General features: G+C 72.3%; 23 protein-coding genes. 11 read left to right on the top strand and 12 right to left on the bottom strand.

Features of this window, described 5'->3' with window-relative positions; translation table 11 throughout:
• Window positions 1-167: 167 nt before the first annotated feature.
• From HHX33_RS05980 to HHX33_RS05965, 4 genes are all read right to left on the bottom strand, one after another.
• Entirely contained in the window at window positions 168-1,718 is a 1,551-nt protein-coding gene (locus HHX33_RS05980) for a glycoside hydrolase family 13 protein (RefSeq protein ID WP_182873715.1), read from the bottom strand.
• Window positions 1,719-1,748: 30 nt separating this feature from the next.
• Entirely contained in the window at window positions 1,749-2,132 is a 384-nt protein-coding gene (locus HHX33_RS05975) for a globin (protein ID WP_310741237.1), read from the bottom strand.
• Window positions 2,133-2,166: 34 nt separating this feature from the next.
• A complete protein-coding gene (locus tag HHX33_RS05970; RefSeq protein WP_310741236.1) occupies window positions 2,167-3,183 on the bottom strand; it encodes a mechanosensitive ion channel family protein in 1,017 nt (338 codons plus the stop codon).
• A 261-nt stretch (window positions 3,184-3,444) separates the two neighbouring features.
• The gene (locus HHX33_RS05965; protein ID WP_111700928.1) at window positions 3,445-3,705 is read right to left on the bottom strand and encodes a hypothetical protein; all 261 of its coding nucleotides are present in this window, start codon (window positions 3,703-3,705) and stop codon (window positions 3,445-3,447) included.
• Window positions 3,706-4,038: 333 nt separating this feature from the next.
• Here HHX33_RS05965 and HHX33_RS05960 point away from each other — a divergent pair, with 333 nt between their 5' ends.
• From HHX33_RS05960 to HHX33_RS05950, 3 genes are all read left to right on the top strand, one after another.
• Complete coding sequence (locus tag HHX33_RS05960; RefSeq protein WP_182873714.1) at window positions 4,039-5,634, top strand: helix-turn-helix transcriptional regulator; 1,596 nt, start codon at window positions 4,039-4,041, stop codon at window positions 5,632-5,634.
• Between the two features lie 9 nt (window positions 5,635-5,643).
• The gene (locus HHX33_RS05955) at window positions 5,644-6,210 is read left to right on the top strand and encodes a GNAT family N-acetyltransferase (RefSeq protein ID WP_310740370.1); all 567 of its coding nucleotides are present in this window, start codon (window positions 5,644-5,646) and stop codon (window positions 6,208-6,210) included.
• 151 nt (window positions 6,211-6,361) lie between these two features.
• The gene (locus HHX33_RS05950) at window positions 6,362-8,365 is read left to right on the top strand and encodes a tetratricopeptide repeat protein (protein ID WP_182873713.1); all 2,004 of its coding nucleotides are present in this window, start codon (window positions 6,362-6,364) and stop codon (window positions 8,363-8,365) included.
• 22 nt (window positions 8,366-8,387) lie between these two features.
• On the opposite strand, the gene HHX33_RS05945 is transcribed toward HHX33_RS05950, so the two are convergent.
• Window positions 8,388-8,849 carry an NUDIX hydrolase gene (locus tag HHX33_RS05945; protein ID WP_310738183.1) on the bottom strand — a complete coding sequence of 154 codons (462 nt, stop codon included), beginning with the start codon at window positions 8,847-8,849 and terminating at the stop codon, window positions 8,388-8,390.
• A 74-nt stretch (window positions 8,850-8,923) separates the two neighbouring features.
• Between HHX33_RS05945 and purU the strand changes: the two genes are divergently transcribed.
• A complete protein-coding gene (gene purU, locus HHX33_RS05940) occupies window positions 8,924-9,772 on the top strand; it encodes a formyltetrahydrofolate deformylase (protein ID WP_182873712.1) in 849 nt (282 codons plus the stop codon).
• Here the strand turns inward: purU and HHX33_RS05935 are convergent.
• Window positions 9,769-11,832 carry a prolyl oligopeptidase family serine peptidase gene (locus tag HHX33_RS05935; RefSeq protein ID WP_182873711.1) on the bottom strand — a complete coding sequence of 688 codons (2,064 nt, stop codon included), beginning with the start codon at window positions 11,830-11,832 and terminating at the stop codon, window positions 9,769-9,771. The two genes, purU and HHX33_RS05935, sit on opposite strands and share 4 nt — an antisense overlap.
• 301 nt (window positions 11,833-12,133) lie before the next feature.
• Between HHX33_RS05935 and HHX33_RS05930 the strand changes: the two genes are divergently transcribed.
• From HHX33_RS05930 to HHX33_RS05915, 4 genes are all read left to right on the top strand, one after another.
• Window positions 12,134-12,643, top strand: a complete 510-nt coding sequence (locus tag HHX33_RS05930; RefSeq protein WP_111700845.1) for an HNH endonuclease — start codon at window positions 12,134-12,136, stop codon at window positions 12,641-12,643.
• A gap of 7 nt (window positions 12,644-12,650) precedes the next feature.
• Window positions 12,651-13,469 (top strand): GNAT family N-acetyltransferase, encoded by an 819-nt coding sequence (locus tag HHX33_RS05925; protein WP_182873710.1) that lies wholly within the window; start codon window positions 12,651-12,653, stop codon window positions 13,467-13,469.
• A 37-nt stretch (window positions 13,470-13,506) separates the two neighbouring features.
• Window positions 13,507-13,722, top strand: coding sequence for an FmdB family zinc ribbon protein (locus HHX33_RS05920; RefSeq protein WP_111700843.1), 216 nt, complete (start codon window positions 13,507-13,509; stop codon window positions 13,720-13,722).
• Between the two features lie 283 nt (window positions 13,723-14,005).
• Complete coding sequence (locus HHX33_RS05915; RefSeq protein ID WP_182873709.1) at window positions 14,006-15,775, top strand: alpha/beta hydrolase domain-containing protein; 1,770 nt, start codon at window positions 14,006-14,008, stop codon at window positions 15,773-15,775.
• A 159-nt stretch (window positions 15,776-15,934) separates the two neighbouring features.
• Here HHX33_RS05915 and HHX33_RS05910 read toward each other — a convergent pair whose 3' ends face one another.
• The gene (locus tag HHX33_RS05910; RefSeq protein ID WP_182873708.1) at window positions 15,935-16,429 is read right to left on the bottom strand and encodes a helix-turn-helix transcriptional regulator; all 495 of its coding nucleotides are present in this window, start codon (window positions 16,427-16,429) and stop codon (window positions 15,935-15,937) included.
• A 163-nt stretch (window positions 16,430-16,592) separates the two neighbouring features.
• Between HHX33_RS05910 and pip the strand changes: the two genes are divergently transcribed.
• Complete coding sequence (gene pip, locus HHX33_RS05905; RefSeq protein ID WP_310741235.1) at window positions 16,593-17,828, top strand: prolyl aminopeptidase; 1,236 nt, start codon at window positions 16,593-16,595, stop codon at window positions 17,826-17,828.
• Window positions 17,829-18,014: 186 nt separating this feature from the next.
• On the top strand, window positions 18,015-18,653 hold the full coding sequence (locus HHX33_RS05895) for a TetR/AcrR family transcriptional regulator (RefSeq protein WP_182873706.1): 639 nt from the start codon (window positions 18,015-18,017) through the stop codon (window positions 18,651-18,653).
• A gap of 81 nt (window positions 18,654-18,734) precedes the next feature.
• On the opposite strand, the gene ilvD is transcribed toward HHX33_RS05895, so the two are convergent.
• Complete coding sequence (gene ilvD / locus HHX33_RS05890; protein ID WP_182873705.1) at window positions 18,735-20,573, bottom strand: dihydroxy-acid dehydratase; 1,839 nt, start codon at window positions 20,571-20,573, stop codon at window positions 18,735-18,737.
• Between the two features lie 98 nt (window positions 20,574-20,671).
• Window positions 20,672-21,373, bottom strand: a complete 702-nt coding sequence (locus HHX33_RS05885) for a nuclease-related domain-containing protein (RefSeq protein WP_310741234.1) — start codon at window positions 21,371-21,373, stop codon at window positions 20,672-20,674.
• 273 nt (window positions 21,374-21,646) lie between these two features.
• On the opposite strand from HHX33_RS05885, the gene HHX33_RS05880 reads away from it, so the two are divergent.
• On the top strand, window positions 21,647-23,074 hold the full coding sequence (locus tag HHX33_RS05880) for an amidase (RefSeq protein WP_182873703.1): 1,428 nt from the start codon (window positions 21,647-21,649) through the stop codon (window positions 23,072-23,074).
• Between the two features lie 4 nt (window positions 23,075-23,078).
• Here the strand turns inward: HHX33_RS05880 and HHX33_RS05875 are convergent, their stop codons facing one another.
• Genes HHX33_RS05875 through HHX33_RS05865 form a run of 3 tightly spaced genes read right to left on the bottom strand, consistent with a single transcriptional unit; the run spans window position 23,079 to window position 26,086 of the window.
• Window positions 23,079-24,047, bottom strand: a complete 969-nt coding sequence (locus tag HHX33_RS05875) for a hypothetical protein (RefSeq protein ID WP_182873702.1) — start codon at window positions 24,045-24,047, stop codon at window positions 23,079-23,081.
• Window positions 24,048-24,056: 9 nt separating this feature from the next.
• Entirely contained in the window at window positions 24,057-25,541 is a 1,485-nt protein-coding gene (locus HHX33_RS05870; RefSeq protein WP_182873701.1) for a DUF2207 family protein, read from the bottom strand.
• Between the two features lie 2 nt (window positions 25,542-25,543).
• Entirely contained in the window at window positions 25,544-26,086 is a 543-nt protein-coding gene (locus tag HHX33_RS05865) for a LemA family protein (RefSeq protein WP_182873926.1), read from the bottom strand.
• Between the last annotated feature and the right edge of the window lie 114 nt (window positions 26,087-26,200).

The following is a 26,200-nucleotide window of genomic DNA, read 5'->3' as shown; positions in this document are numbered from 1 at the left end:
GCCCCGCCCGCGCCCGCCTGGCGGCCCCCCGACGACCCGTCCGGCGGCCCCCTGGCCCCCCGAGCCCCGCCTGGGACCGGCCGCGGAGGAACGGCGGCCGGTCGCACGTGGCGGGGGAGCGAGAGCGATCGGGGAGCGGGACGGCGGGGACGCGGGCCGCCATCAGGTCAGGCGGTGAGCAACCAGGCCGCGGTGTCGCGCGGGAGGTCGGTGCCGTCGAGCGGGCTGCTGGTGATCAGCACCTGGTCGTGCGGCGGCAGCGTGACCGCGCCCTCGCCGCAGTTGACGACGCAGAGCAGCCGTCCCCGCTGGAAGAACAGCGTCTCCTCGGGCGAGTCCAGCCACGTGATCGCGTCCGGCAGCGTGCCGCGCAGTTCCCGCCGCGTCCGCAGCGCCTGCCGGTAGAACCACAGCGTCGACGCCGGGTCGGCGGCCTGCCGTTCGGCCGTGAGGCCGGCCCAGTCCGCGGGCTGCGGCAGCCACGACCCGCCCGGCCCGAAGCCGTACGGCGGTTCGGTGCCCGACCACGGCAGCGGCACCCGGCAGCCGTCCCGGCCCGGCACCTCGCCGTTCGAGCGCGCGAAGATCGGGTCCTGACGCGACTCCGGCGGCAGGTCGGTCACCTCGGGGAGCCCGAGTTCCTCACCCTGGTACAGGTACGCGGAGCCGGGGAGGGCGAGCATGGCCAGCAGGGCCGCACGCCCCCGCGCGAGCCCGGCCCCGGGGTCGAGCGACCCCTGCCCGTAGCGGGTGACGTGCCGTACGACGTCGTGGTTGGACAGCACCCAGGTCGGCGAGGCGACCGCGACGAGGGTGTCGTCGATGACCTTGCGGAACGCCGTGGCCGACCAGGGGGCCTCCAGCCAGGCGAAGTTGAAGCTCTGGTGCAGTTCGTCCGGCCGCACGTACAGCGCGAGGTCCTCGGCGGAGTCGGTCCAGACCTCGCCGACGGCGACGCGGGTGCCGGGATAGGAGTCGAGCACCCGCCGCCAGTCGCGGTAGACGTCGTGCACCTCCGGCCGGCTCCAGATGGGCGACCTGGCGGTGAACCCCGGATCGGTGTCGGGCAGTCCCTCCGCCTTGATGAGCCCCATCGCCACGTCGATGCGGAAGCCGTCCACGCCGCGGTCCAGCCAGAACCGCAGGATGTCGAGGAACTCCTCGCGCACCTCGGGGTTGCGCCAGTTGAAGTCGGGCTGCTCCGGCGCGAAGAGGTGGAGGTACCACTGCCCGTCGGGCACCTGTGTCCAGGCCGGGCCGCCGAAGGTGGACATCCAGTTGTTCGGCTCGCCGTGGCCGCCGCCGGTGCCCTCGGGGCCGCCCTCCCGGAACATGTACCGCTCGCGCTCCTGCGAGCCTCTGGGTGCCGCCAGCGCCTTCTGGAACCACGGGTGGGCCGAGGAGCTGTGGTTGGGCACGATGTCCACCATCAGCCGCAGGCCGTGCGCGTGCGCGTCGGCGACCAGGTCGTCGAAGTCGGCCAGCGTCCCGAACAACGCGTCGACGTCGCGGTAGTCGGCCACGTCGTAGCCGCCGTCGGCCATGGGGGAGGGGTAGAAGGGGGTCAGCCAGATCGCGTCGACGCCGAGTTCGGCGAGGTACGGCAGGCGGTCCCGGATTCCCGCCAGGTCGCCAGTACCGTCGCCGGAGGCGTCGGCGAAGCTGCGGACGTAGATCTCGTAGACAACGGCATCACGCCACCAGGGGGTTTTTTCCATGAGAGATGGGCTGCCCGCTGCTCGCGTTACTTATGCGTTGACCAGGCTGTGGGCGGCGTAGACGAGATAGTCCCACAACTCACTCTCCCGCTCCGGCGGCAGTTCCAGGGAGCGTACGGCGTCGCCCATGTGGCGCAGCCAGGCGTCCCGCTCGGCCTCGCCGATCACGAACGGCATGTGCCGCATCCGCAGCCGGGGATGGCCGCGCTGCTCGCTGTAGGTCTTCGGACCTCCCCAGTACTGGATGAGGAACAGGCGCAGCCGCTCCTCGGCCCCGGTGAGGTCCTCCTCCGGGTAGAGCGGACGCAGCAGGGGGTCCTCGGCCACACCCTCGTAGAACCGGTGCACGAGCCGCCGGAAGGCGTCCTCGCCGCCGACCATCTCGTAGAAGGACAGGGTCTGCTCGCTGGTCACGCTTTCAGCCTAAGCCAGTTACCGATCGGTAAGGTCAGGCGGCGAAGGCGATGCCCTTCTCGTCGAAGGCCTTCTTCACCCGCAGCCGCAGCTCACGGGCGACCTCCAGGTGCCGGGCCGGCACGGTCTTCACGCTGACCCGGAAGATGACGGACGTGCCGGACACCGACTCCAGCCCGAAGACCTGCGGTTCCTCGACGATCACCAGGTCGCGGTACTCCGGGTCGTCCCACATGTCGTCGGCGAGCTTCTTGAGCAGGTCGCGCACCGTCGCGATGTCGGCCGCGTACGGGACGGGCACGTCCACCAGGGCCCTCGACCAGCCCTGCGACTCGTTGCCGACCCGCGTGATCGTGCCGTTGCGGACGTACCACACCTTGCCGTCGGCGTCGCGCAGCCGGGTGATGCGGAGCGTGACGGCCTCCACGGTGCCGGTGGCCACTCCGGTGTCGATCACGTCGCCCACGCCGTACTGGTCCTCCAGAAGCATGAACATGCCGGCGATGAAGTCCTTGACCAGCTCCTGCGCGCCGAAGCCGAGCGCCACACCGATGATCCCGACGCTGGTGAGCAGTGGCGTGATCGGTATCCCGAGCTTCGCGAAGACCATCAGCGCCCCGGTGCCCAGGATCACGACGGACGCGAGGCTCCGCAGCACCGAGCCCATGGTCTCGGCGCGCGCCCTGCGGCGCTCGGTCATGATCGCCGCCGCGGCGTCCACGCTCGTCAGCACCGTCTTGCCGCGCAGCCGCTCCGGCAGCACGCCGACGCTCGCCCGCACGGTGAGCCGGGTGATCAGCCGGAGCGCCACGTTCCGGACGATCAGTGTCCCGACGAGGATCAGGGCGATCATCAGGAACACGTCCACGACGCCCGCCACCAGCTGCACCCAGGCGGGGAAGTCCCGGTTCGGGAAGGCGCTGTTGAGCACCGTGCAGAAGACGCCCTCGCTCTTCTCGCACGCCGCCGACACCTTGGCCGCGATCACGTCCGGGTCGGGCAGGGTCGGGCTCGGCTCTGGGCTGGGTGTCGCGGGCGACAGCGGCAACACGAGGTGGATCCCCCCACGGATCGGATCGACGGCAGCTTCTCGAACGTAGTCAATACTGCCGACAGATCCGGCCTCCGTCACATCGCCGGGGGGACGGGAACGCGTCCGGCGCCGCGAGGGCGGACGGCACGCTCCGGTGACGGCACGGCAGGGCGCGGGCGCGCACCCGGAAGCGCGTCCGGCGCCGTTCTCCAGGAGGGGATCCCCTCGATGACCGTCCGGTCCCGCCTGCTCGGCGGGACCGGACGGTGGTCGGTGCGGCTACTCGATCACTGCGGCGAGCACGCGGGCGACCTTTGACGCCGCTCCGGCGGGGTCGTCCGCCCGGTGCATCCGCTCGCCCCAGGACCACCAGTAGTCCGCCGCCTGGCAGACGACGTTCTCCGTGAGGCTCGTCGCGGCGGGGTTGATGACCCGCACGTAGGCGCGGCCCGAAGGGGTGTGTACGACTCGCGCGAGCAGGCCCCGCGCGTCGAGTTCGGCCACCAGACGCTCCAGGCGCAGGAAATCCTCGTTCCCCACCGGCCGGTCCTCCTTCATTTCCGTTCCCGGCTGATTGTGTACTTTGCGTTTCCGCTCGATCACTCTGGTGCGCCCAAGATGGCTCACTGACTCGTCCGGGTCAACGCCGGGTCAAGATGACCGGGGGAGGAAAACCCCTGTCGGGTGAAAGAAAACCCTCACCGGGAGACGATCCTTAGTCAATCTCCTCAAGTTGGGGACTTGGCCTCGCAAAGGGTGTTCCATCATTATGGTGTGGGCGGAGTGCGACGGGCGAGTCACCCTCCGTGACTGATTCGGTGATCGGTCAAAAACGCGGCTGCGAGTGCGGCCGGCCATGAGAGAGGGGCCGGGATGTCCGGCAGGCAACACAGGGAGACGGAGATCGCGCGCCAGGTCCGGGCGCGCGGCCTGGCCGCGGGGTACACCCTGGCCCAGATCGCCGCGCAGATCTACGAGGCCTGCGGGCAGCGGTTCGGCACGACGCGGATCAAGGCCCACCGCCTCTCGCACGGCGTGGCGCTGGCCGACGTCATCGAACAGGTACGCGCCCTGTTCGAGAGGGACGGCAAGCCGGTGCCCGGCATCGGCGAGACACTACTGTCCGCGTACGAGTCGGGCATGAAGCGGCCCGGCCCGGAGTACCTCCACTATCTGTGCTCGGTCTACCGCGTAGAACCCCTCGCTCTGGGCTACGACGGCCCGTGCATCTGCGGACACGGGCACGAGGTCCTCGTGGACGCCGCGTTCGAAGACGCCAGACCACACATTTCACCCGCTCCGTGGGCAGGGCCGGCGTCGCCGGCCTCACCGGACAACTGCACCCCTTCGTTGGACGGGGGCGAGGAGGACGAGAACGTGCTTAGGAGGACGCTGTTGAGGCTCCTCGCCGGCGGCACCGTGAGCGCGGCCGGCCTGAGCGAGCTCAACGAGGAGGTGCTCGGCGCCGTGGAGAACCTCAGGCGGCGGATGGACGAGACCATGGTGAGGGCCACCGTCTCCCCGGCGATGCTCGACCAGTGGGAGCAGGCCACCTCGGGGTTCGGCCGGCAGTACATGAACACGCCGCCGGTGCGGCTGCTCTGCGACGTGATGCTGGAGTTCGCCGCCGTGCGCAAGGCGCTGAACCACCGCCAGCCCGTCGACGTGCAGGAGCGGCTGTGCCGGATGTCCGCCCAGCTCGCCGGACTGTCCGGAATGCTCATGATCGATCTGGGCGACCAGCGGCTGGCCCGCTCGTTCTTCCGGACCGGCCGGATGGCGGCCGACGAGACCGGCGACCGCGCTCTGCGCGCCTGGGTGACCGCCCGGGAGTCGCTGGTCCCGCTGTACTACGGCGACCCCCGTGAGGCGCTGACGCTCGCCAAGAAGAGCCGCGACCTGGCCGGTACGACTCCGTGTGCGGCGCGCACCATGGCGCCGGTGGTCGAGGCGAGGGCGCTGGCGAAGATCGCCGGCCTCGGCGGGTCGCGGCACGACGTGGTGGAGCAGGCCAAGCGGGCGCTGCACCGGGCCAGGACGGCCTTCGCGCAGATGAACGACAGCGACCGGGAGAACCCGGCCTTCGGCTACACCGAGCGGCAGCTCTACTTCTACCAGGGCGACGTCCTGGTGCGGCTGGGGCAGACCGTGGAGGCCGACGTGGTCCTGGAGAAGGCGCTCTCCCAGTATTCGGACGACGATCTGCTCGACCAGACCCTGATCCGGTTCGACCGGGCGCTGTGCCGGCTGATCGAGGGCGACGTCGACGCCGCGCTCCAGCTCGGCCGCGCCGCGATCGAGATGGTCGACAAGGACCACCGGACCGACCTCCTGCTCAAGCCCGGATACGACCTGGAGAAGGCGGTGCGGGCCAAGCACGGTGACTCGCCCGAGCTCAAGGAGTTCCGGGAGATGCTCGCGGAGAGCCGGGTGGGCATCCCCAAGGGCCTGATAAAGGACGTCGGGTGAGGAGGATGAGTGGCAGAAGACGCGCCGGCGGGTGACCTGGAGTGCGACGCCCTACGGGAAGGCGGTGAGAGCGAGGCGGCGCCTCTCCGGATCCGGCGGTACCGGTGGTCGGACCTCGACGCCGTGTGGTCCCTCCACCAGATCGGCCTCGCCCAGGTGGGTGTCGTGCCGGGTGACGGCGTCTACTACGACGACGACTTCCCCCGGATCACCGAGGTCTACCTGGCCGCCGGGGGTGATTTCCTCGTCGGAGAGGTGGCCGGGGCGGGGCTCGTCGCCATGGGGGGTCTGCGGCGCATCGACGACCACACGGCCGAGATGTGCCGGCTCCGGGTCCACCCCGACCACCAGCGGCGCGGCTACGGCGCGCGGATGACGGAGGAGCTCGAGGAGCGCGCCCGCCGCCTCGGCTACTCCCGGCTGCTCGGCGACACCACACTGCGGCAGGTCGCCGCGCTTGAGCTCTACCGTAAATCCGGATGGCGGGAGTTACGGCGCGAAGCCCGAGGCGACAATGTAGTGATTTATATAGAGAAGCAGCTGGGCGGCGTTGTTTCCCAGCTTTTCCCGCGATAGATAATGCTTACATCCCTTGGCGGATAGCTGATCACTGCGAATACTTGTGCCTTGTCCACAAGAGTGGGGAAAGAGGCATGATGAAGAAGATCATTATCCGCAAACCGGGAACGACGAAGCTCAGCGGCACGTCGAGCGTCATTCACAAGGGGTGAGGCGCAGCCCGAACCACATCTGGGTCCGGGGAGACCTCACCCGGGACCGCGTGGCGGCGCTCCGCGCACTGGAGACGCCTCCCCCTCTGGAGCCCGTCGTCAACGGGCACCGCCGGCTACGCGGTCCGTACACGATCGGCGGCGCGCTCCTGCGCGCCATCGTTCCTGCCGCCTTGGAGCGTTCCCCGGACCTGGTGGCGGACCACGACATCGAGATCCGCGCGGTCGCGCCCAGCCTGCGCCCGCTGGTGCCGGCCCGCCGCCAGACCATCGAGGCCCGCCTTCCCGAGGACGAGCGGATCCTCGTCCCCGCGCCGCGTCGCACGCTCAGGATCGCCAACGGGATCGCGGAGTTCGTCCGCGACCATCTCGCGGAGCCGCGCACGCTGCTGGCGGACAACCTGCACGAAGCCGATCCGGCGGACCGGGAACTGCTGGGTGTCCTCGCCCGCCGGGTGCCTGATCTCACCCTGGCGCTGGGCTCCGCCGAGCCGGCGTGGGAGGGCATGCGGCCGGTGGAGGCGCTGCCCCTGGACGGGCCGCCGGACGACTACCTGGCCTCGGACTGCACGTCCGACGACCCCCGCGCCTACCGGGCGTATCTGGCGCTGGCGCCGGAGGAGCGGGCGCGACGGCACGACCTGCGGGCGGCCGAACTCAGCGCCGGCGCCGAGTCGGCGGAGAGCGCCCTCGGCGCGGTGCCCTACCACCTGGAGCACGGCGGCGACCCGGACGCCGCCACGCGGGCGCTGTGGGCGGCGGTGGACCACTGCGTCGCCGAGGGCTTCCTGCACGCGGTCGTGGAGCTGGGCTCGCGCGGGCTGCGGCTCTGCGAGCCGGGGTCCGGCCTGTGGTGGCGCTTCGCCCACCGCACCGCGACCGCCCTGGCCGGGCTCGGACGGCGCGCGCAGGCGCAGGAGCTGTACGACCAGGCGCGGAGGGGCAGCGTCGATCCGGTCGTCCACGCCGCCGCGGCGTACGGCACGGCGATGCTGGACGCCCGGGACCGCGACCCGGAGCGACGCGACCTGACGAGGGCCAGGGCGTGGATCAACGAGGCGATCGCGATCTCGACGCTGCTGCCCGACCGGCGGGAGCGGGCGTTCAAGCTCGGCTTCGACCAGAACGGCCGGGCGCTCGTCGAGCTGCGCGAGGGGCGGCTCCGCGAGGCGCTCGGCCTGGTCGAGTCGGCCCTCGACCTGGCCGGGCGCGACCTCCCCCCGGACGCCCATCCCCAGCACCGGATGGTGCTGCACGCCAACCGCGCGCAGCTCCTCGCGCGCCTGGGCCGCCGGCGGGAGGCGCTGGCCGACTTCGACGTGGCCATCGGGATCGACCCGGTCTTCCCCGACCACTACCTGGACCGGGGAAACCTGCTGCTGGAGATGGGGCGGACCGAGGCGGCGCTGGCCGACTACGAGACCGCGATGCGGGTCAGCCCGCCGCTGCCCGAGGCGTACTACAACCGGGCGGAGCTGCGTCTCGCCGCCGGGGATCTGGAGGGCGCGCGGGCCGACCTCGGCCACGTGCTCGACCTCGACCCCGGCTGTCTCGACGCGTACGTCAACCGGGCCGGGATCCTGGAGATGCTCGGGGAGCACGAGGCCGCCAGACGGGACGTGGAGGCGGGGCTGGCCCTGGACCCCGGCAACGCGCACCTGCACGGCGTGCTGGGGCAGCTCGAGACGGCGGCCGGACGGTACGCCGAGGCGCGGCTGGTGTTCGACGCGGCGCTGGCCGCGGACGCCCGCCTGGCCTCGGCCTGGGCCAACCGGGCGATCCTGCGCTTCGAGACCGGCGACGCCCCGGGAGCGGTCGAGGACCTGACCCGGGCGATCGAGCTGGGGGAGGACGCCGCCCTCTACTTCAACCGCGCGACGGCCCTGGACGCGCTCGGCCGCCGCGGCGAGGCGCTGCTCGACCTCCGCCGCGCGCTGGCCCTCGCCCCCGGCGACCCCGACGTACGCGCGGCGCTGGAGCGCCACGAGAAGGAGAGCTGACCCCGGGCCGCGGCCGGGCGGGTCAGAGCGCGACGGCGAGCAGGCGGTCGATGATCCCGGGCAGCTCCAGCGGATCGAGCGGCTCGGGCAGCGCGGAGAGGGCGGCGATCTCGTGCCAGGCCAGTCCCAGGAGGGCGCCGCTCTCCTCCTCGGTCAGCGCGGCCGAGGCCACCGGCGGCGCCGTGCCGAACCGGGCGAGGTAGAAGCGCTCGGTCTTCACGTAGTGCCTGCCGAGCCAGTGGAAGTCCCGGTGGACCGGCACCCACCGGTCCAGTACGGCGTCGCCGGGCAGGCCGGTCTCCTCCCACAGCTCCCGGCGGGCCGCCTGGAGCGGCGACTCGCCGGGCTCGATGCCGCCGCCCGGGGGCTCCCAGAACGTCCGGCCGGCGAGCGGGTCGTGCCAGCGCATCAGCAGCACCCGCGAGCGGTCGTCCACGCACACCACCCGCGCGGCCGGCCGGTCGTCCGTCATCGCCGTGTCCACGCGCCCGCACCCTCCGGGTGAGTGCCCCTACCCTGGAACCCGGTACCGACTTCCCTCTGAGGATCTGACTGAGCATGAGCGCTGATTACGTGCTGACCCTGTCCTGCCCGGACCGGCCCGGAGTGGTCGCGGCGGTGTCGGGGCTGCTGGCCCGCCGGGGCTGCAACATCATCGAGAGCCAGCAGTTCGGCGACCCCGTCGCGGAGCGGTTCTTCATGCGGGTGCAGTTCGCCGGCGAGCCCGCGATCGACGAGCTGCGGGCGGAGTTCGCCGCGCTCGCCCCCGAGTTCGCCATGGACTTCCAGCTCTTCGACCTCGCGGCGCGGACGCGGGCGCTGGTGCTGGTCAGCCGGTTCGACCACTGCCTCAACGACCTGCTCTACCGGGTGCGCTCGGGCCTGCTGCCGATCGAGATCGTGGGAGTCGCGTCGAACCATCCCGACCTGCGCCCGCTCACCCAGTCGTACGGGGTGGACTACCACCACCTGCCGGTCACGCCGGAGACCAAGCCGCGGCAGGAGGCGGAGATCCTCACCCTCGTCGACCACTACCAGGCCGACGTGGTCGTGCTGGCGCGTTACATGCAGGTGCTCTCCGAGGAGATGTGCGCCAAGCTGGCCGGCCGGATGATCAACATCCACCACTCGTTCCTCCCGTCGTTCAAGGGCGCCAAGCCGTACCACCAGGCGTACTCGCGCGGGGTGAAGCTGATCGGCGCCACGGCGCACTACGTGACGCCCGTCCTGGACGAGGGACCGATCATCGAGCAGGAGGTCGCGCGGGTGAACCACACCCACTCCCCGGAGGACCTCGCCGCGATCGGCCGCGACCTCGAATGCCAGGCGCTGGCCCGGGCCGTCCGCTGGCACGCCGAGCACCGCGTGCTGCTGGACGGCCACAAGACCGTCATCTTCCCGCGTTAGGACACCTTCAGGCCGGTGTGCCGGGCCAGGAACGCGAGCTGGTCGGCCACGAGCTCGACCGACCTGCTCACCGCCCTGGCGCCGTGCCCGACCTCGGTCTCGTTGCGCAGCAGGATCGGCCGGTCGCCCGCCTGGGCGTGCTGCAGGGCCGCGGCCGTCTTCCAGGCGTGCAGGGGGTGGACCCGGGTGTCGGAGCCGAACACCGCGAACAGCGTGGCCGGGTACGACACCCCCTCCCGCACGTGGTGGTACGGCGAGTAGCTCCACAGCCAGGCGAACTCCTCCGGCACGTCGGCCGAGCCGTACTCGACGTTCCAGGTCGCCCCGAGGCCGAACTTCTCGTAGCGGATCATGTCGAGCAGGGGGGCCGAGCAGACGACGGCCGCGTACAGGTCGGGGCGCTGGGTGAGCGCCGCGCCGACGAGCAGGCCGCCGTTGGAGCCGCCGGAGATGGCGAGCCGGTCCTTGCCGGTCACGCCGGTGGCGATGAGGTGCTCGGCCGCGGCGTGCAGGTCGTCGAAGACGTTCTGCTTCTTGCCCAGCATCCCGTCCCGGTGCCACTGCTCGCCTTCCTCGCCGCCGCCGCGCAGCTGGGCGACGGCGTACACGCCGCCCGCCTCGACCCAGGCGAGGGTGGTGGCCGAGAAGCCGGGGTTCATCGGCACGCCGAAGCCGCCGTAGCCGTACAGGATCGTGGGACGGGGCCCGGAGCCGGGCCGCGAGGTGACCAGCATGCGCACCTCGGTGCCGTCCTTGGACCGGTAGACGACCTGTTCGGTCGTCGCCTCGGGCACCTCCACCGAGCCCGGGGGCGCCTCCCAGAGCGTCGTCTCGCCGGTGAGCGCGTCGTACCGGAAGACCGCGGTGGGGGTGATGTCGTCGGTGTAGCTGAACCAGGCCTCGTGGCCGCCCTCGGGACGTTCCAGGATCCCGCCGACGGACCCCAGGCCCGGCAGCGGGACGTCGCCGATCCGCTCGCCGGTCTCCAGGGCGTGGAGGGAGATCTCGCCGATCGCGTGCCGCGTCCACCCGACGAGCAGGACGGGCTCCGGCATGCCGTCGAGGATGGCGAAGTCGGACAGCACCGCCTCGGGGTCCTCGGGGATGAGGTCGCGCCAGTGCTCCGGGCCCGGCGTCTCGGGGGAGGTGACGCAGACGCGCCCGCGCGAGGCGCCGAGGTCGGTGAAGACGTAGAGCCGGCCGTCGCGGCCGAAGTGGACCCCGGTCTGGGCGTCGACGTCCTGCTGGACGACGACCAGTTCCGGCGCCTCCGGCGAGGAGGCGGCGAGGTCGGCCACCCACAGGTCGTTGCGCGGCGCGGTGCCGCGCGAGGCGGAGATCGACAGCCGGCGGCCGTCGAGGGAGACCGACACCCCGTAGTAGTTGGTCTTCTCCAGGCCCTCGCCGAAGATCATCACATCGTCGTCGGGGGACGTGCCGACGCGGTGCAGGTAGATGCGCCGGTGGAACTGCTCCTCACCGGCCGGGACCTCCGACGGCGCGAGCCTGCGCACGTAGTAGTACGCCTCCCCGCCGGGAATCCAGGCGACGGGGGAGTAGCGGCAGCGGTCGATCGGCCCCTCGACCGGCTCTCCGGTCGCCACGTCGACGACGTACAGGCGCGACTCCTCGTCGCCGCCCACGGAGATCTGGTACGCGAGCCGGTTGCCCTCCTTGTCCGGCTGGTAGGAGTCGAGGGTGGTCAGCCCCGAGGGGTCGAGGACCGTGGGATCGAGCAGCACGCGCTCGCCGGCCTCGTCCGCGACGTACAGGACCGGGTGCTCCTGCTCCGGTGAGCGGCGGGTGAAGAACCGGCGCTCGCCGCGCCAGGACGGCGTGCCGACCGACCCCGACCGCAGCAGCTCGGCCACCCGGCCGCGGAAGTGGTCGCGTCCCTCCAGCTCGGCGGAGCGGAACAGGGTCTCCTGCGCGTCCAGCCACTCCTTGACCTCCGGGTCGTCCGGATCCTCCAGCCAGCGGTAGGGATCGGGAACCGGCGTTCCGTGGAGGTCGTCGACGATGTCGTCACGGCGGGCGGACGGGTACTGCGGTCGGCTCATGCTGGCACTTTAAATCAGGTGAGGGACTGGGGCGGTACATCGGCCGTACCCGGCCAAGACTGGAGTAAAGGGATGATCGGCTGGGCATAGAAGCAGCAGGCGTTCCCGCCGTTCACTTCATGGACCCCGGTTATGGGGTGGCGGAGGGGCCGTCGAGAAGGCCACACTTTGGTGAAGGGCGGTGCCGTGGTGACGATCCGCTGGGCCGTCCGGCGGAGGTCCCTGTGACGGAAGCATCCGGGTCCCAACCAGCGGGGCCACAACCCAGGCGCACAGCCGAGGCTGCTGCGGAGGTCGGCTGATGCGCCAAGTCCTGCTCTTGAACGCCACGTACGAGCCGCTGACCACACTCTCCCTGCACCGGGCGGTCATCCTGGTGCTGAGAGAGAAGGCGGACGTCATCCACCGGGACGGCCGGGGAGCGGTGCTCCGCTCGGCCACCCGGACGCTCGACGTCCCCTCGGTGATCCGGCTGCGGCGCTACGTCCGCATCCCGTACCGGACGCGTATCCCGCTCACCCGGGCCGCGCTGATGCGACGGGACAACTTCCGCTGCGCCTACTGCGGCCAGCGGGCCGAGACGATCGACCACGTGATCCCGCGCTCCAAGGGAGGCCCCCACACCTGGGAGAACTGCGTCGCCTCGTGCATGCCGTGCAACCACCGCAAGGCCGACCGGCTGCTGGAGGAGCTGGGGTGGGCGCTGCGCGTGGCCCCGGCGGTGCCGCACGGCGCGCACTGGCGGCTCATCGGCGCGCAGCTCGACGGAGACCCGCAGTGGGCGCCCTACCTGGTGGAGACGGCGGCGTAACCGCGTCATGACGTGGACGATCACCTCCGGGGTGGAGGAGTACGCCGCGGCGGCCGAGCCCTGGCTGTTGCGCGATCCCGTCCGCAACACGGTCGTGCTGACCGTGCTGCGCGGGATCCGCACCGGCCAGTTCGCCGAGGACCTCCTCATGGGCTGGCTGACCGACGAGGAGGGCGCGGTCGCCGGCGCCTTCTGTCACACGCCGCCTCGGCCGCTGCTGCTCGGGGACGTGCCGCCCGGCGCGCTCCCCGCGCTGGCGGCCGCGCTCATCGAGCGGGACCGGGAGATCGCGGGCGTGACGGGTCCGGTCGTCGCCGCGGAGACCTTCGCCGGGGCGTGGTGGCGCCCGGCGACCGGCCGCACGTCCCAGCGCCTCTACCGGCTCGGCGCCCTGCGCCCCCCTTCCGCGAAGGGGAAGGCCAGGATCGCCGGGCAGGACGACCTGCCCCTCGCCGTACGGTTCTTCCGGGAGTTCCAGGAGGAGGCGCACGTCGATCGCGGCGCCGATCCCACGCCGGTCGTCGCCGTCCGCCTCAACCGGGACGAACTGCTGTGGTGGGAGGACGACGACAGGCCGGTGTCGATCGCCGGGGTCTCCGCCCCGATCGCCGGCATGTCCCGGATCGGGCCCGTCTACACCCCGCCCGGCCTGCGCGGCCGCGGGTACGGCAGCGCCGTCACCCACGCGGCCACGAGGAAGGCCCTCGACGAGGGGGCCACCGAGGTGCTGCTGTTCACCGACCTGGGCAACCCGACGTCGAACTCCATCTACCAGCGGCTCGGCTACCGGCCCGTCGCGGACTACGTCACCGTCCACTTCGAGTGAGGCGCCCGCCTCCTCGGATCGGCCGTACTCTGGACGCATGCCTCGCTATGACTACCGTTGCCGCGCGTGCGGATCGACGTTCGAGCTCAACCGCCCCATGGCCGAGGCCGGCGACCCGGCGGTCTGCCCTTCCGGCCACGACGACACCGTGAAGCTGCTGTCCACCATCGCCGTCACCGGCAAGGCGTCCGGGGCTCCCGCCGCGCGCCCCGCGGGCGGCGGCTGCTGTGGTGGAGGGTGCTGCGGCGGATGACCCGAGCCGGACCCGCTTCGGATCGGGTCCCGGCGGTACGGACGGCCCGTAGGCGTGTGGAAGACACGCCTACGGGCCGTCCGCGTTCCATGGCTGAGCGGTGAGCGGGCTCTGCCGTCAACTCCGCTTTGTCCATGTCGAGACGAACTTTTGACTCTCAAACATAAAGTCGGTGTTAAGTAAGACTATCTTTCGACTTTCCTGGAAGTTAGTCTCTGCCTCAGAGACACCCCCGGCGCGGGCGCTCCGCCCGCGCAGCCTCTCTCTCAGCGAGGTGACGTTCTTGCCTGCCCTCCTTCCTCCTCTTCGGAACGTCCGCAGAAGCCTGATCGCGCTGGGCCTGGCCGGCGCGCTGACCATCCCCCTCTGCGCTCCGGCGAGCGCGACAGGCCCCGGCGGGACGCCCGGCGGACCCCCTGGCGGACCACCCGCGGGCGGCCCCGCCGCGCCCCGCCCGTCCACGGCGACCGGCGAGAGCGTCGCGAACCCGGTGCTCACGGGGCCGATCGCGAACACCTCCCCGGTCGGTAGTCCCCAGCACGGGTATCCGTTCCTCGCCACCGACGTCGACCTCAGGTCGGCGGGCTACGTCGAGCAGGAGTTCTTCGTCTCCGGCACGGCGACGAGCTACGCGACACGCGGCACCGGCACCGCGACCGTGGTCAGCACCGGCAACCCGTACCGCACCCGCATCGTCGTGCGCCGCCCGGCCGACGCCCGCGCGTTCAACGGCGTCGTGATCGCCGAGTGGTACAACGTCAGCAACCAGTGGGACCAGGAGGTCGACTGGTTCCAGTCCCACGAGCACCTGATCCGGGAGGGGTACGCCTGGGTCGGCGTCTCCGCGCAGCGCGCCGGAGTGCACTCCGCGACCGGGCTCAGGGCGTGGAGCCCGGACCGTTACGGAACGCTGGACGTGACCGCGGGCGGGACGGTCGGCGACGACAGCCTGTCCTACGACATCTTCAGCCAGGCCGTGAAGGCGGTCCGCAGCCCCACGGGCAAGAAGGGCCCGCTCGGCGAGCTTCCCCGGCCGCGATACGTGATCGCGACCGGCCACTCGCAGTCCGCCGGCCGTCTGGCGAACTACTACAACGCCGTCCAGCCGCTCGCGAACGTCCTCGACGCGGTCGTGCTGCACGGAGGCGGGGGCGTGCTGCGCACCGACCTGCCGACGCCGGTGTTCCGCGTCAACTCCGAGGGCGACGTGAGCGGCGGCATCCTGCCGGCGGCCGCCCGCGCCCAGGCCGACTCGGCGATCCTGCGCAGCTGGGAGGTGGCCGGGGCGTCGCACGGCGACTGGAAGCTCATCCGGGACTATGGTCCGCTGCGCAAGCGGGACATCGGCAGCTATCCCGGTGGTTACCCGGGCGAGCCGCAGACGTGCGCGCTGCCCTCGCTGTCCCGCATCCCCCAGCACATGGTGCAGAACGCCGTGTACGACCACACCCTCGCCTGGATCGCCTACGGCGTGCAGCCTCCGGCGGCACCCAAGATCCAGATGACGGACACGGCTCCGCCGGCGATCGCACGGGACTCCCTCGGCCTCGCGCTCGGCGGCATCCGCCTCGCGCAGCAGGAGGCGCCGCTGCGGATCAACACCGGCACCAACACCGGCCCGGGCTTCTGCTTCCTCGACGGCAGCTCCCTGCCGCTGACCGGCGCGCAACTCGCGCAGCTCTACCCGGCCACGCGGTCGTACGCCGACAAGGTGGTGGCGACGACGCTCGCCGATGTCGCAGCCGGCTACATCTCGCGGTCGTTCACCCGCGATCCCGCCTGGTACTCCGAGATCCGCGACCTCGTCGGCGAGTACGTCGCCTCCGGCGCCGTCACCGAGGCGGTCGCGGCGAGCCTGGAGGACCGTCTCCGGCACGCCGAGCGGGCCGGTCTCGCGGGCGACGAGCCCCCCGCGATCGCCCACCTGCGGCAGCTCGCCGATCGGGCGGGCAAGCAGATCGAGGACGCCGCGGCGCGGGACGGCGTGCTGCGGGTGACCCAGGCGCTCGTCGACCTCCTCACCGAGGCCCGGAAGCTGGACCGGCGGCATTAGGTCGCGGTCTCCCGCCGTAGCGGCTCGCCGCAGGCCGGAGACACGGAACGGGACACGGTTCGGAAGCGAGTAGCCGGACGGGTCCGCAGGCGTGCCGCCCACGCCTGCGGACCCGTCCGCTACGGCATCGGTCCGCTACCGCATCGGGGAAGGAGCGGGTCAGGCGGCCGTCGGGCGCCTCACCCGCGGCCGGCGTTGGAACGGCAGGTAACGCTGCGGCAGGTGCGCGCGGGCCGGCAGGTCGGTGGGCTCGACCGCCAGGATCCGGTCGAAGCGGAACGCCCTGATCGACCGCCTGAGGCGGCACCAGCCGACCAGGTACCAGAACTCGCCGTGGACCATGCAGGTCACCGGCTCGACGTCGCGGACCGACAGCCGGCCGCCGGCGTCGTGGTACTGGATGCGGATCACCAGGCGGGCGGTGATCGCGTTGGCCACCGCCCGCACCCGGCGGGCGACGTCGGTGGGGAGCGGGGTCGTCAGTGTGGTGAGGGTCGTGGCGATGACGTCGTCGTCCAGTTCGAGGTGCTGGAACGCGTGGCGCAGGCCGCGCCGGGCGGTGACCGACTGGGGGCCGGCTCCGAGGTGAGCGAGGGAAAGGGCGAGGGCGGCGAGTTCCTCGGCGGTCAGCGTGTGCCGAATGACGTTGGCCATACTCCGACAATAATCATCAGGGCTGACATTTTCCCGAACGGGTGCTCGGAACATCGGACAGGTTCACCTGACCTCGCGGCCAGCTTCTCCTGACCCTGCCGCATGCCGCCACGACCGCCTAAATCGCTTTCCGGTCCGGGCCGCCGACTGTGGTTTCTCCGTCGTGCATCCTCCGATCGAGCCCTACGACCACGGGCACCTGGACACCGGCGACGGTCACCTCGTCTACTGGGAGGTCTGCGGGAACCCCGAGGGCAGGCCCGCGCTCGTCGTCTACGGCGGGCCCGGCTCGGGCTGCACGCCCCGCCAGCGGCGGGCCTTCGACCCCGGGCGCTACCGGATCGTTCTCTTCGACCAGCGCAACTGCGGCCGGAGCCTGCCCCACGCGAGCGACCCGGCGACCGACCTCACGACGAACACCACCCACCACCTCGTCGCCGACATGGAGCGGCTGCGCGAGCACCTCGGCGTCGACCGGTGGCTGCTCTACGGCGGGTCCTGGGGTTCCACGCTCATCCTCGCCTACGCCGAGGCCCATCCGGAGCGGGTGTCGGAGATCGTCCTCGCCGGCGTCACCATGACCCGCCGCTCCGAGATCGACTGGTTGTACCGGGGCGTCCGCCGCTTCCTCCCCGAGCAGTGGCAGCGCTTCCGGTCCGGCGTCCCCGAGGACCGGCGCGACGGCGACCTGCTCGCCGCCTACGCGCGGCTGTTGTCCGATCCCGACCCGGACGTACGGGCCAGGGCGGCGCACGCCTGGACGGCGTGGGAGGACGCGGTGATCGCGCACGAGGTCAACGGCGCGCCGAACGCCTACAGCGACCGGCCTTCCCCCGCGCTGCAGGCCTTCGCCAGGATCTGCGCGCACTACTTCTCGAACGCCGCCTGGCTGGAGGAGGGCGTCCTGCTCCGCGACGCGCACCGGCTGGCGGGCATCCCCGGAGTGCTCGTCCACGGCCGCCTCGACCTCGGCGGTCCGCTGGAGACCGCCTGGCATGGCCGGACGCGCGGCTCGTCGTGGTGGACGACTCGGGCCACACCGGCAGCGACGCGATGCGCCGGGAGATCCGGGCGGCGCTGGACCGGTTCGGGGCCGCGCCGCCCGGCTGACGACCGGCGCCGGCCCGGTGACGGTGTCGGTGCGGCACCGGGTCAAATAGCGGGTCCCAGCGGCGTCTCCGCCGTGCGGGCCGCCGTGCCGGCGTCCGGTGCCGGGGCGGGCTCCTTGAGTTCCACGAACAGGGAGTGGGTCGTGGTGTCGCCGATGTTCTCGCCGGAGTGCTCCTGCGCATCGAGCCACCGCACCTGGCCGGCCTCCAGGGCGAGATCCACCTGGCGGCCGCCGGCGGTGAGCCTGCGCCTGAACGAGGTGAGGGTGACCATCACGCTGTCCGGATGACGGTGCGGTGCGGTCCTGTCGCCGGGCCGGTCCCGATACTGCAGGACGCGGACCCGGTCGTTCTCGAAGATCACTGAGTAGAGCTCGGGGTCGGTCAGGACCGGATCATGGCTCACGGCGCCTCCAGCCTCATGAGCAGCGCGTTGTGGGACCCAAGTACCATGGGACGAAAGTACCATGATGGGCATGCCAGTACCATATGAATCGACGGGTCGCAGCCGGCAGAAGGCCCGCACCCGGCAGGCCCTCGTCGACGCCACCCGGCGACTGCTGGCCCAGGGCGTCGATCCCACCGTGGAGGAGGCGGCCGCCGCGGCCGGGATCTCCCGGACGACCGCCTACCGCTACTTCCCGAACCAGCGGACGCTGCTCGGCGCCGCGCACCCCGAGATCGACCAGGCGTCCCTGCTCCCCGCCGACGCGCCCGCCGACCCGGCGAAGCGGCTCGACCTGGTAATGGACGCCTTCACCAGGCTCACGCTGGAGTGGGAGCCTCAGCTTCGCGCCTCGCTGCGACTGTCCCTGGAACCGGGAGCCGGACAGCCGGCGCTGCGCGGCGGGCGGGCCGTCGGCTGGATCGAGGACGCGCTCGCCCCGCTACGTCGCACCCACCCGTGGCTCGACGTCCGCGGGCTGGCCGTGGCGATCCGGTCCGCGACGGGGATCGAGTCGCTGATCTGGCTCACCGACATCGCCGGGCTCACCCGCGAGCAGGCGGTGCTGACCATGCGTCAGTCGGCCCGGGCGCTGCTCGCGGCGGCGCTGCCCGGACACCCCGGTGAGCCGCTGACGGCGAAGGGCGCGGCGGGGGAACCGGACGCCTGAGACGAAGGAGAGCCGTCTCCGGTACGCAGAGGCCCGCGCGACCCCGCCGTACGGCACGCGGGCCCGGTGACGGTGTCGCGGTCAGCGCGACAACTGGGTCAGGTCGCGGGACGCGCCGGTCGAGGCGGAGGTGGTGAGCGCCGCGTACGCCTGCAGCGCGGCCGAGACCGTCCGCTGCCGGTCGCGCGGCCGGTAGCCGCCGAGGTCGGCCAGCAGCCGCTCGCGGCGGGCGGCCAGCACGTCCTCGGCCACCTTGAGCTCGATCGAGCGGCCCGGGATGTCGATCTCGATGACGTCGCCGTCCTCGACCAGGGCCATCGTGCCGCCCTCGGCCGCCTCGGGGGAGGCGTGGCCGATGGACAGGCCGGACGTGCCGCCGGAGAAGCGGCCGTCGGTGACCAGGGCACACGCCTTGCCCAGGCCGCGGCCCTTGAGGAAGCTCGTCGGGTAGAGCATCTCCTGCATCCCGGGGCCGCCCTTGGGGCCCTCGTAGCGGATGACGACCACGTCACCGGGCTTCACCCGGTTGCCGAGGATGCCCTCGACGGCGTCCTCCTGCGACTCGAACACGACGGCGGGGCCGGAGAAGCGCCAGATCGACTCGTCGACTCCGGCCGTCTTGACGACGCAGCCGTCCTGGGCGAGGTTCCCGTACAGCACGGCGAGCCCGCCGTCCCGGGTGTAGGCGTGGTCGAGGTCGCGGATGCAGCCCTCGGCGCGGTCGAGGTCGAGGGAGTCCCAGCGGGCGTCCTGGGAGTAGGCCTTGACGGTCCGCACGTTGCCGGGCGCCGCGTGCCACAGCTCCAGGGCCTCCTCGGTGACCTCCGGAGACTTCGGGTCCCACTTGGCGATGTACTCGGCCATGGAGGAGGAGGACACGGTCGGCAGGTCGCGGTGGATCAGGCCGGCCCGGTCCAGCTCGCCGAGGATGCCGGGGATGCCGCCCGCCCGGTGCACGTCCTCGACGTGGTACTTGGCCGTCGCGGGGGCGACCTTGCACAGGCACGGCACCCGCAGCGACAGCTCGTTGATCTCCTTGAGCCCGAAGTCGACGCCCGCCTCACGCGCGGCGGCCAGGATGTGGAGGATCGTGTTGGTCGATCCGCCCATGGCGACGTCGAGCGCCATCGCGTTCTCGAACGCCTCGCGCGTGGCGATGCTGCGGGGGAGGACCGACTCGTCGTCCTCCTCGTAGTAGCGCCGGGCGAGGCCGACGATCCCCCGGCCGGCGTTCTCGAACAGGGTCTTGCGGGCCGTGTGGGTCGCCAGCGTGGTGCCGTTGCCGGGCAGGGCCAGGCCGATCGCCTCGGCGAGGCAGTTCATCGAGTTGGCGGTGAACATGCCGCTGCAGGACCCGCAGGTCGGGCAGGCGTTCTCCTCCATCTCCAGCAGGTCGGCGTCCGACACGCTCGTGTCGGCGGAGGCGATCATCGGGTCGATCAGGTCGAGCTTGCGGCCCGGGACCTTGCCGGCCTCCATCGGGCCGCCGGACACGAAGATCGTGGGGATGTTGAGCCGGAAGGCGGCGAGCAGCATCCCGGGAGTGATCTTGTCGCAGTTGGAGACGCAGACCAGCGCGTCGGCGCAGTGGGCGTTGACCATGTACTCCACCGCGTCGGCGATGAGCTCGCGGGACGGCAGCGAGTAGAGCATGCCGCCGTGGCCCATCGCGATGCCGTCGTCCACGGCGATCGTGTTGAACTCGCGCGGGATCGCGCCCGCCTCGCGGACCGCGCCCGCCACCACCTCGGCGACCTCGCGCAGGTGCACGTGGCCGGGCACGAACTGGGTGAAGCTGTTGGCGACGGCGACGATCGGCTTGCCGAGGTCGCTGCCCGCTACGCCCGTGGCCCTGAGCAGCGCGCGGGCGCCGGCCATGTTCCTGCCGTGGGTGACAGTGCGGGACCTGAGAGCGGGCATCGAGGGACCCCCATCCGGAGACGTCTGAGTCTTCAAATGGTACGGCCAGTGCCCGGCTGCCGAGACCCGGTGTCCACGTCCCGGGACGGCGCGCCGTCCTACTCGGGGTAACGCGCGGGCAGCACGCGCTCGGCGGCGCGGTAGATCGCGTCGATCTCGGCGGTGGTGAGCGACCTCTCCCGCTTGGTGATCCACTTGCGGACCAGGCCGCCGGAGAAGACGTCGACGTCCCGGATGTTGAGGATGCGCCAGGGGATCGCCGGCCCGTAGATGGCCAGGGACGGCACCACGGTGATCTCCCGGCCGAGCGCCTTGCTGATCAGGTCGCTGGCCTGGGCCGCCTCCCACCGGGCCTCGTCGAGGCGGGGCTTGCGGTTGAAGGGCCCGTGGAAGAGCTTGCGGTGCGTCTGGACCCGTACGGGCAGCCGCTTGTCCCACTTCTCCGAGTCCACCGCGTACACGCCGGTGGGCCCGACGACGAGATGGTCGATCTGCGCCTCGCTGCCGGGGATGGCCCGGGCGTGTAGCGTCAGGTAGCCGTTCCGCTCCAGCTTCTTGAGCTGGGCCTCGGTGCGGCGCTCCGCCGCCGAGGCCCGCCGCCAGGCGGGAACCGTGGACATGGTGCGCGCGCGGTAGACGGCGTCGGCCGCCCACGCGAGGATGGCCGCGGTGAGCCCGATCCGCCAGCCGCCCAGCAGAACGCCGAACACCACCCCCGCGGCGGCCGCGATCAGGGCGCGCCGGCGCAGGTGCCGGTATCTCGGGTCGTGCAGCAGGCCGCGGAGCGAGGCCCGCTCCACCGGAGCGTACTCGGGGGGCGCAGCCGCCTCGGGCGGCGCCGAAGGGCGTTCCGCCTGCTCCGACGATTGGTCACCGACCCAGATGGGTGACGTATCGTGACCGTCTTCTGGCCTTAGACCGGTATCCACATCACTCACGGTAGTTGAGCCGTCTACAGCTTGCCTAGTGTTGAATGGTTCATACTTTTGTTGCCTGCATGAGCTGATTTGAAGCTCAGAAGGCCGGGTATCTTCTCTAGATATCCCCGGCCGGGCGGCCTACGGTTCGGAAGCGTGGCGCACATTCACGACCTTACCGCCCTTGAGCAGGCGGCAGCCGTACGAACGGGTGAACTCTCCCCCGTCGAGATCGTCGAGCACTACCTGGAGCGGATCGAACGGCTCGACCCCGGGGTGGGGGCGTTCGTCACGGTGACCGCCCAGCGGGCCCTCGACCAGGCCCGCGACCAGGAGGCCCGGATCGCCGCGGGGGACGCCGGCGACCACCCGCCGCTGCTGGGCGTGCCCGTTCCGATCAAGGACCTCAACTTCGTCAAGGACGTGCCGCTCTACTTCGGTTCGGCCACCTACGAGGGGTTCGTCTCTCCGGTGGACGACAGCGTGGTGGAGCGGCTGCGGGAGGCCGGGACGGTCATGCTGGGCAAGACCAGCACCCCGGAGTTCGGCCTGCCCTGCTACACCGAGACCTACGTGAGCGAGCCCGCCCGCACCCCGTGGGACACCGGGCGCTCCGCGGGCGGGTCGAGCGGAGGCGCCGCGGCCGCCGTCGCGGCCGGTCTGGCGCCCGTCGCCCACGGCAGCGACGGCGCGGGATCGATCCGCATCCCCGCCTCCGTCTGCGGCCTGTACGGCATCAAGCCCAGCCGGGGCCGGATCTCCTTCGCCCCGATCGTCCCCGACCTGGCGGGGCTGTCCACCAACGGGCCGCTGGCCCGGAACGTCGCCGACGCCGCGGCGCTGCTCGACGCGATGGCCCACCACAACCCCGGCGACCTCTACCACGCGCCGCCGCCCGCGCTGGGGTCGTTCTCGGCCTACGTGGGGCGCGATCCGGGCCGGCTGCGGATCGCCAGGTTCGCCGAGCCCGCCGTGCCCGGCGCGGAGGTCCACCCCGACGTGCTCGCCGCGTACGAGAGCGCCTCGGCGGCGCTGGAGGCGCTCGGCCACGAGGTGGAGGAGATCGCGCCGCCGTTCGGCCCGGACATCGTGCCCGAGTTCGTCAAGCTGTGGTTCAGCTTCTCGTGCATCCACCCCGTCTCGAAGGAGCTCGAACCGAAGCTGCGCCCGCTCACCGCCTGGCTGCGCGAGCGGGGCCACGCGCTCTCGGCGCCCGAGTTCCTGCACGCGCAGTCGGCGCTCCAGCTCGCCACCCGCTTCGCGATGCTCGTCACCGACGCCTACGACGCGGTGCTGTCGCCGACCGTGACCCAGCCGCCCGCGCCGGTGGGCTGGTTCGAGGACGTCGACTCCCCGGAGGAGACGTTCGAGCGGATGAAGCGGTTCGCGCCGTTCGCCGCCATCTACAACGTGAGCGGCCAGCCCGCGGTCAATCTGCCGCTCCACTGGACGCCCGACGGCCTGCCCATCGGCGTCATGCTGGCCGGCAGGTACGGCGACGAGGGCACCCTCATCTCGCTGTCGTCGCAGGTGGAGGCGTCCGTCGGCGGTTTCTGGGGCGACCGCAGGCCGGCCATGTGGTGACGACCTAACGCAGCAGTTCCACCACGTGCGCGGAGACGTCGGCGAGCAGTGTGGCGGGGCGCACCGGCACCGCCGCCACGGCGGAGATCAGGGCGGGCAGCCCCGGCAGCGGGAAGCCGTCGTCCACGGTGACCGCGTGCGCCGCGTCGTGCTTGGCCAGCGCGGCGCGGCTGCGGTCCCACGCCTCCAGCGTCTCCTCCGGCGACGGCACGCCGAATCCGTGGCCGACCGGGGCGGCGTGGCGCAGCCGTACGAGCGGGGTGTCGGCGAAGGCCAGCGCGACGCGGCAGCGCGTCGCCAGGTCGCCGGGGTCCGGCACCCAGTCGAGGGCCCGGCAGGGGGTGCGGCACCGGCCCGCGCAGGTGCCGAGGGCCCCGGCCACCTGGCTGTGCTGCCGGTCGAAGTAGGCCCGCCAGCCCGTGGGCGGCTCCACCGCCACCCGCAGGGTGCGCTCGGCCGCCGACCGTTCGGCCCTGGTGTGGTCGCACTCGCGGTCGGCCATGGCCCCGAACCTGCTGCCGGGGGCGCGCAGGCCGTCCGGCCAGCGGGCGGGGTCGCCCGCGTGCCCGAGCGCGGGCTCGAAGGCCAGCAGCGGGAGATACTCGCCGCAGATGTGCACGGCCGCGATCATCGAGCTCAGCTCGCGCCGCCGCCAGCGGGCCTCGATCACCTCCAGGAGGAGCGCGTACGCCGGGCGCAGCGAGTCGAGCGCGCCCCGCGGCTGCTCCCTCGGCGTCTGCGGCATGTGGCAGGCGCGGGCACGGCGGCGCAGGTCGGCGGGCACGGTCTGGGCGTCGATCTCGGCCGCGAAGTCCTCGGCGTCGAGCGTGAGCAGCCGCTGGCCGAACTCGCAGACCGACGCCACCCGGGCCGCCCGCTCGTTCTCCCCGAGCACGGCCGGCGCGAGCGCGCCGACGTCGCCGAACGAGTACCTCCGGGCCAGGGCGATCAACAGGTCTCGGGCTGAGTGCACCCGACGACCCTACTCATGACGCCGGTGGCGGTATGGGCGGGTTTGATCAGTGGGCCGCAGGGGCGCGGGATCGGGCAGGACCGGCACCTCGCCCAGGTTCTCCGGCGCGTCCAGCAGGTGCTCGCCGGTGTCGTCGTAGGAGGCGGCGTTCCGGAGGCGCGAGCCCTCGATCACCTCGACTCGCCTGATCCAGCCGGTCCTGCGGCCCGCCTCGGCCCGCACCCGGTCGCCCTCGCGGAGGGGCTCCCACATGTCCCCGCTCAGGCACATCGCCCTGACCTCGCGGGCCCTGACCTCGGGGGCGCGCCCCTCGTCGATCGCGCACCAGTAGGTCCACCTGGCGTTGTCGCCGCCCTTGCCGCCGTCCCGGAAGCGCCGCAGCCGTACGACCTGGCCCTCCACGGTGACCGGGCCGGTCAGGTCGGAGAGCGCGAACAGGATCGGCGGCCCGGCCACCGCCAGGCCCGCGAGGAGAGCGGCGGGCACGACGAGTCCGCGCGGCCACACGTCGAAGGCGGAGGCGGCCACCAGGAGCATCCAGGCGAAGAAGCCCGCGAACCAGCCGGCCGCGAGACCTCGCACGACGACAGAGCCCGGCGGCCGGCCCCACAGCAGGCGGGACGGATAGCGGACGTCGACGACGTGCCACATGCCGCCGTAGTCGGACCACGCGCGGCTGTCGTCGGCGGGGGTGCTGACCGGCAGGCTCGTGACGGCCCGCGGCGCCAGGCCGAGCGCGGCGGCGTACGCGAGGTGGCGGCCCCAGATCGTGACGGAGGCGGCGGGCTGCTCGGCGAACCGCCCGGTCGTCCCCAGGTGCGCGCGGACGCCGAGCCAGTGGGCGGCGACCCTGGCCCCCTCGGCCGTGCCGCGCTCGCCGTTGAGCCGGCCCATGAGCGCCAGGAGACCGGCGAAGGAGACGACCGCCGCGCCGATCCCGGCCTCGTGGTCCTTGTCGGAGATGTTCGCCGCGACGCCGATCGCCGCCGCCGGCAGCGCCGCCGCGACGGTGAGGAGCGCCGCGTGCGCCCTGCTCCAGCGCGCCCGGGACAGGCCCTGCTCCCGGGCCTCGGCGATCACCTTCCGGCGGAAGCTCTTCCACCACCGGCCGAGGTCGCGCGAGCCCTCGGCCAGCGCGCCCGTGGCCACCACCCCGTCGACGGCCAGCGCGCGGACGTGGTCGTAGACGAGCCGCTCGTACGGGCGCAGGCCGCCCGGTTCGCCCCGCGTCCGGACGAGTGACAGCTCCGGCCCGATCTCCTCGACGCCGACGACGCCCCTCGCGGCGAGGTCCAGCAGGGTCGCCGAGGCCGCCTCGTCGCACAGTCGCCAGCCGCCGGTGATCAGGTCGACCACCGCGGGGGAGTGGGGGGCGAGATTCGCGGTGGCCGGTCCCGCCTCGACGTCCGGGTTCCTCGTCGCCGCGGCGAGCGCGAGCAGGAGCAGCAGCCAGAGGCCGGTCACCGCCGCGGCGGCCGTCCAGGCGGCGGTCATGGTCAGAACCCGACCTGTACGGGCCCGCGCTCCTCGCCGGGAGCCCGGAAGTACTCACGGGGCGTGAAGCCGGTCATCCCCGCCACGATGTTGGCGGGGACCGTCTGGATCGCGTTGTTGTAGGTCAGCACGGCGTCGTTGTAGTACTGCCGCGAGTAGGCGATCCGGTTCTCGGTGGTGGCGAGTTCCTGCTGCAGTTCCGCGAAGTTGCCGCTCGCCTTGAGGGCGGGGTGGGCCTCCGCCACGGCGAACAGGCTCTTCAACGCGCCGGACAGCATGTTCTCGGCCGCCGCCTGCTCCGCGGGGCCCTGGGCGCCGATCGCCCGGGAGCGGGCCGTGACCACGGCCTCCAGCGTGGCCCGCTCGTGGGCGGCGTAGCCCTTGACGGTCTCCACGAGGTTGGGGATGAGGTCGTGGCGGCGCTTGAGCTGCACGTCGATCTGCGCCCAGGCGTTGTCGACGGCGCCCCGGCCACGCACGAGGCGGTTGTAGAGGGAGACGAGCGTGGCGACGAGGACGGCCACGACGGCGAGGGTGACGATCATGGGGATCACGGGGGCCTCCTGCACGGACGACGATCCGTGGCCGCTCACCCGGTGAACGCCCGCCGCCGGTCCGCACGCGTGCCGGTGGGGGCACGCGTCACGGCCGGAGCGGCG

This window comes from Microbispora sp. H10670, from assembly GCF_014161385.1.
Taxonomy (GTDB): Bacteria; Actinomycetota; Actinomycetes; order Streptosporangiales; family Streptosporangiaceae; genus Microbispora; species Microbispora triticiradicis.
The sequence above is the reverse complement of the archived record's forward strand: the minus strand, read 5'-3'. Positions and strand labels throughout refer to the sequence as shown.

Coding starts and splice junctions, on each gene's coding strand:
- HHX33_RS05910 (WP_182873708.1), bottom strand. CDS start 16,429: ATGGCCAACGTCATTCGGCACACGCTGACCGCCGAGGAACTCGCCGCC.
- HHX33_RS05925 (WP_182873710.1), top strand. CDS start 12,651: ATGACGTGGACGATCACCTCCGGGGTGGAGGAGTACGCCGCGGCGGCC.
- ilvD (WP_182873705.1), bottom strand. CDS start 20,573: ATGCCCGCTCTCAGGTCCCGCACTGTCACCCACGGCAGGAACATGGCC.
- HHX33_RS05935 (WP_182873711.1), bottom strand. CDS start 11,832: ATGAGCCGACCGCAGTACCCGTCCGCCCGCCGTGACGACATCGTCGAC.
- HHX33_RS05895 (WP_182873706.1), top strand. CDS start 18,015: ATGCCAGTACCATATGAATCGACGGGTCGCAGCCGGCAGAAGGCCCGC.
- HHX33_RS05960 (WP_182873714.1), top strand. CDS start 4,039: ATGTCCGGCAGGCAACACAGGGAGACGGAGATCGCGCGCCAGGTCCGG.
- HHX33_RS05920 (WP_111700843.1), top strand. CDS start 13,507: ATGCCTCGCTATGACTACCGTTGCCGCGCGTGCGGATCGACGTTCGAG.
- HHX33_RS05980 (WP_182873715.1), bottom strand. CDS start 1,718: ATGGAAAAAACCCCCTGGTGGCGTGATGCCGTTGTCTACGAGATCTAC.
- purU (WP_182873712.1), top strand. CDS start 8,924: ATGAGCGCTGATTACGTGCTGACCCTGTCCTGCCCGGACCGGCCCGGA.
- HHX33_RS05930 (WP_111700845.1), top strand. CDS start 12,134: ATGCGCCAAGTCCTGCTCTTGAACGCCACGTACGAGCCGCTGACCACA.
- HHX33_RS05870 (WP_182873701.1), bottom strand. CDS start 25,541: ATGACCGCCGCCTGGACGGCCGCCGCGGCGGTGACCGGCCTCTGGCTG.
- HHX33_RS05865 (WP_182873926.1), bottom strand. CDS start 26,086: ATGATCGTCACCCTCGCCGTCGTGGCCGTCCTCGTCGCCACGCTCGTC.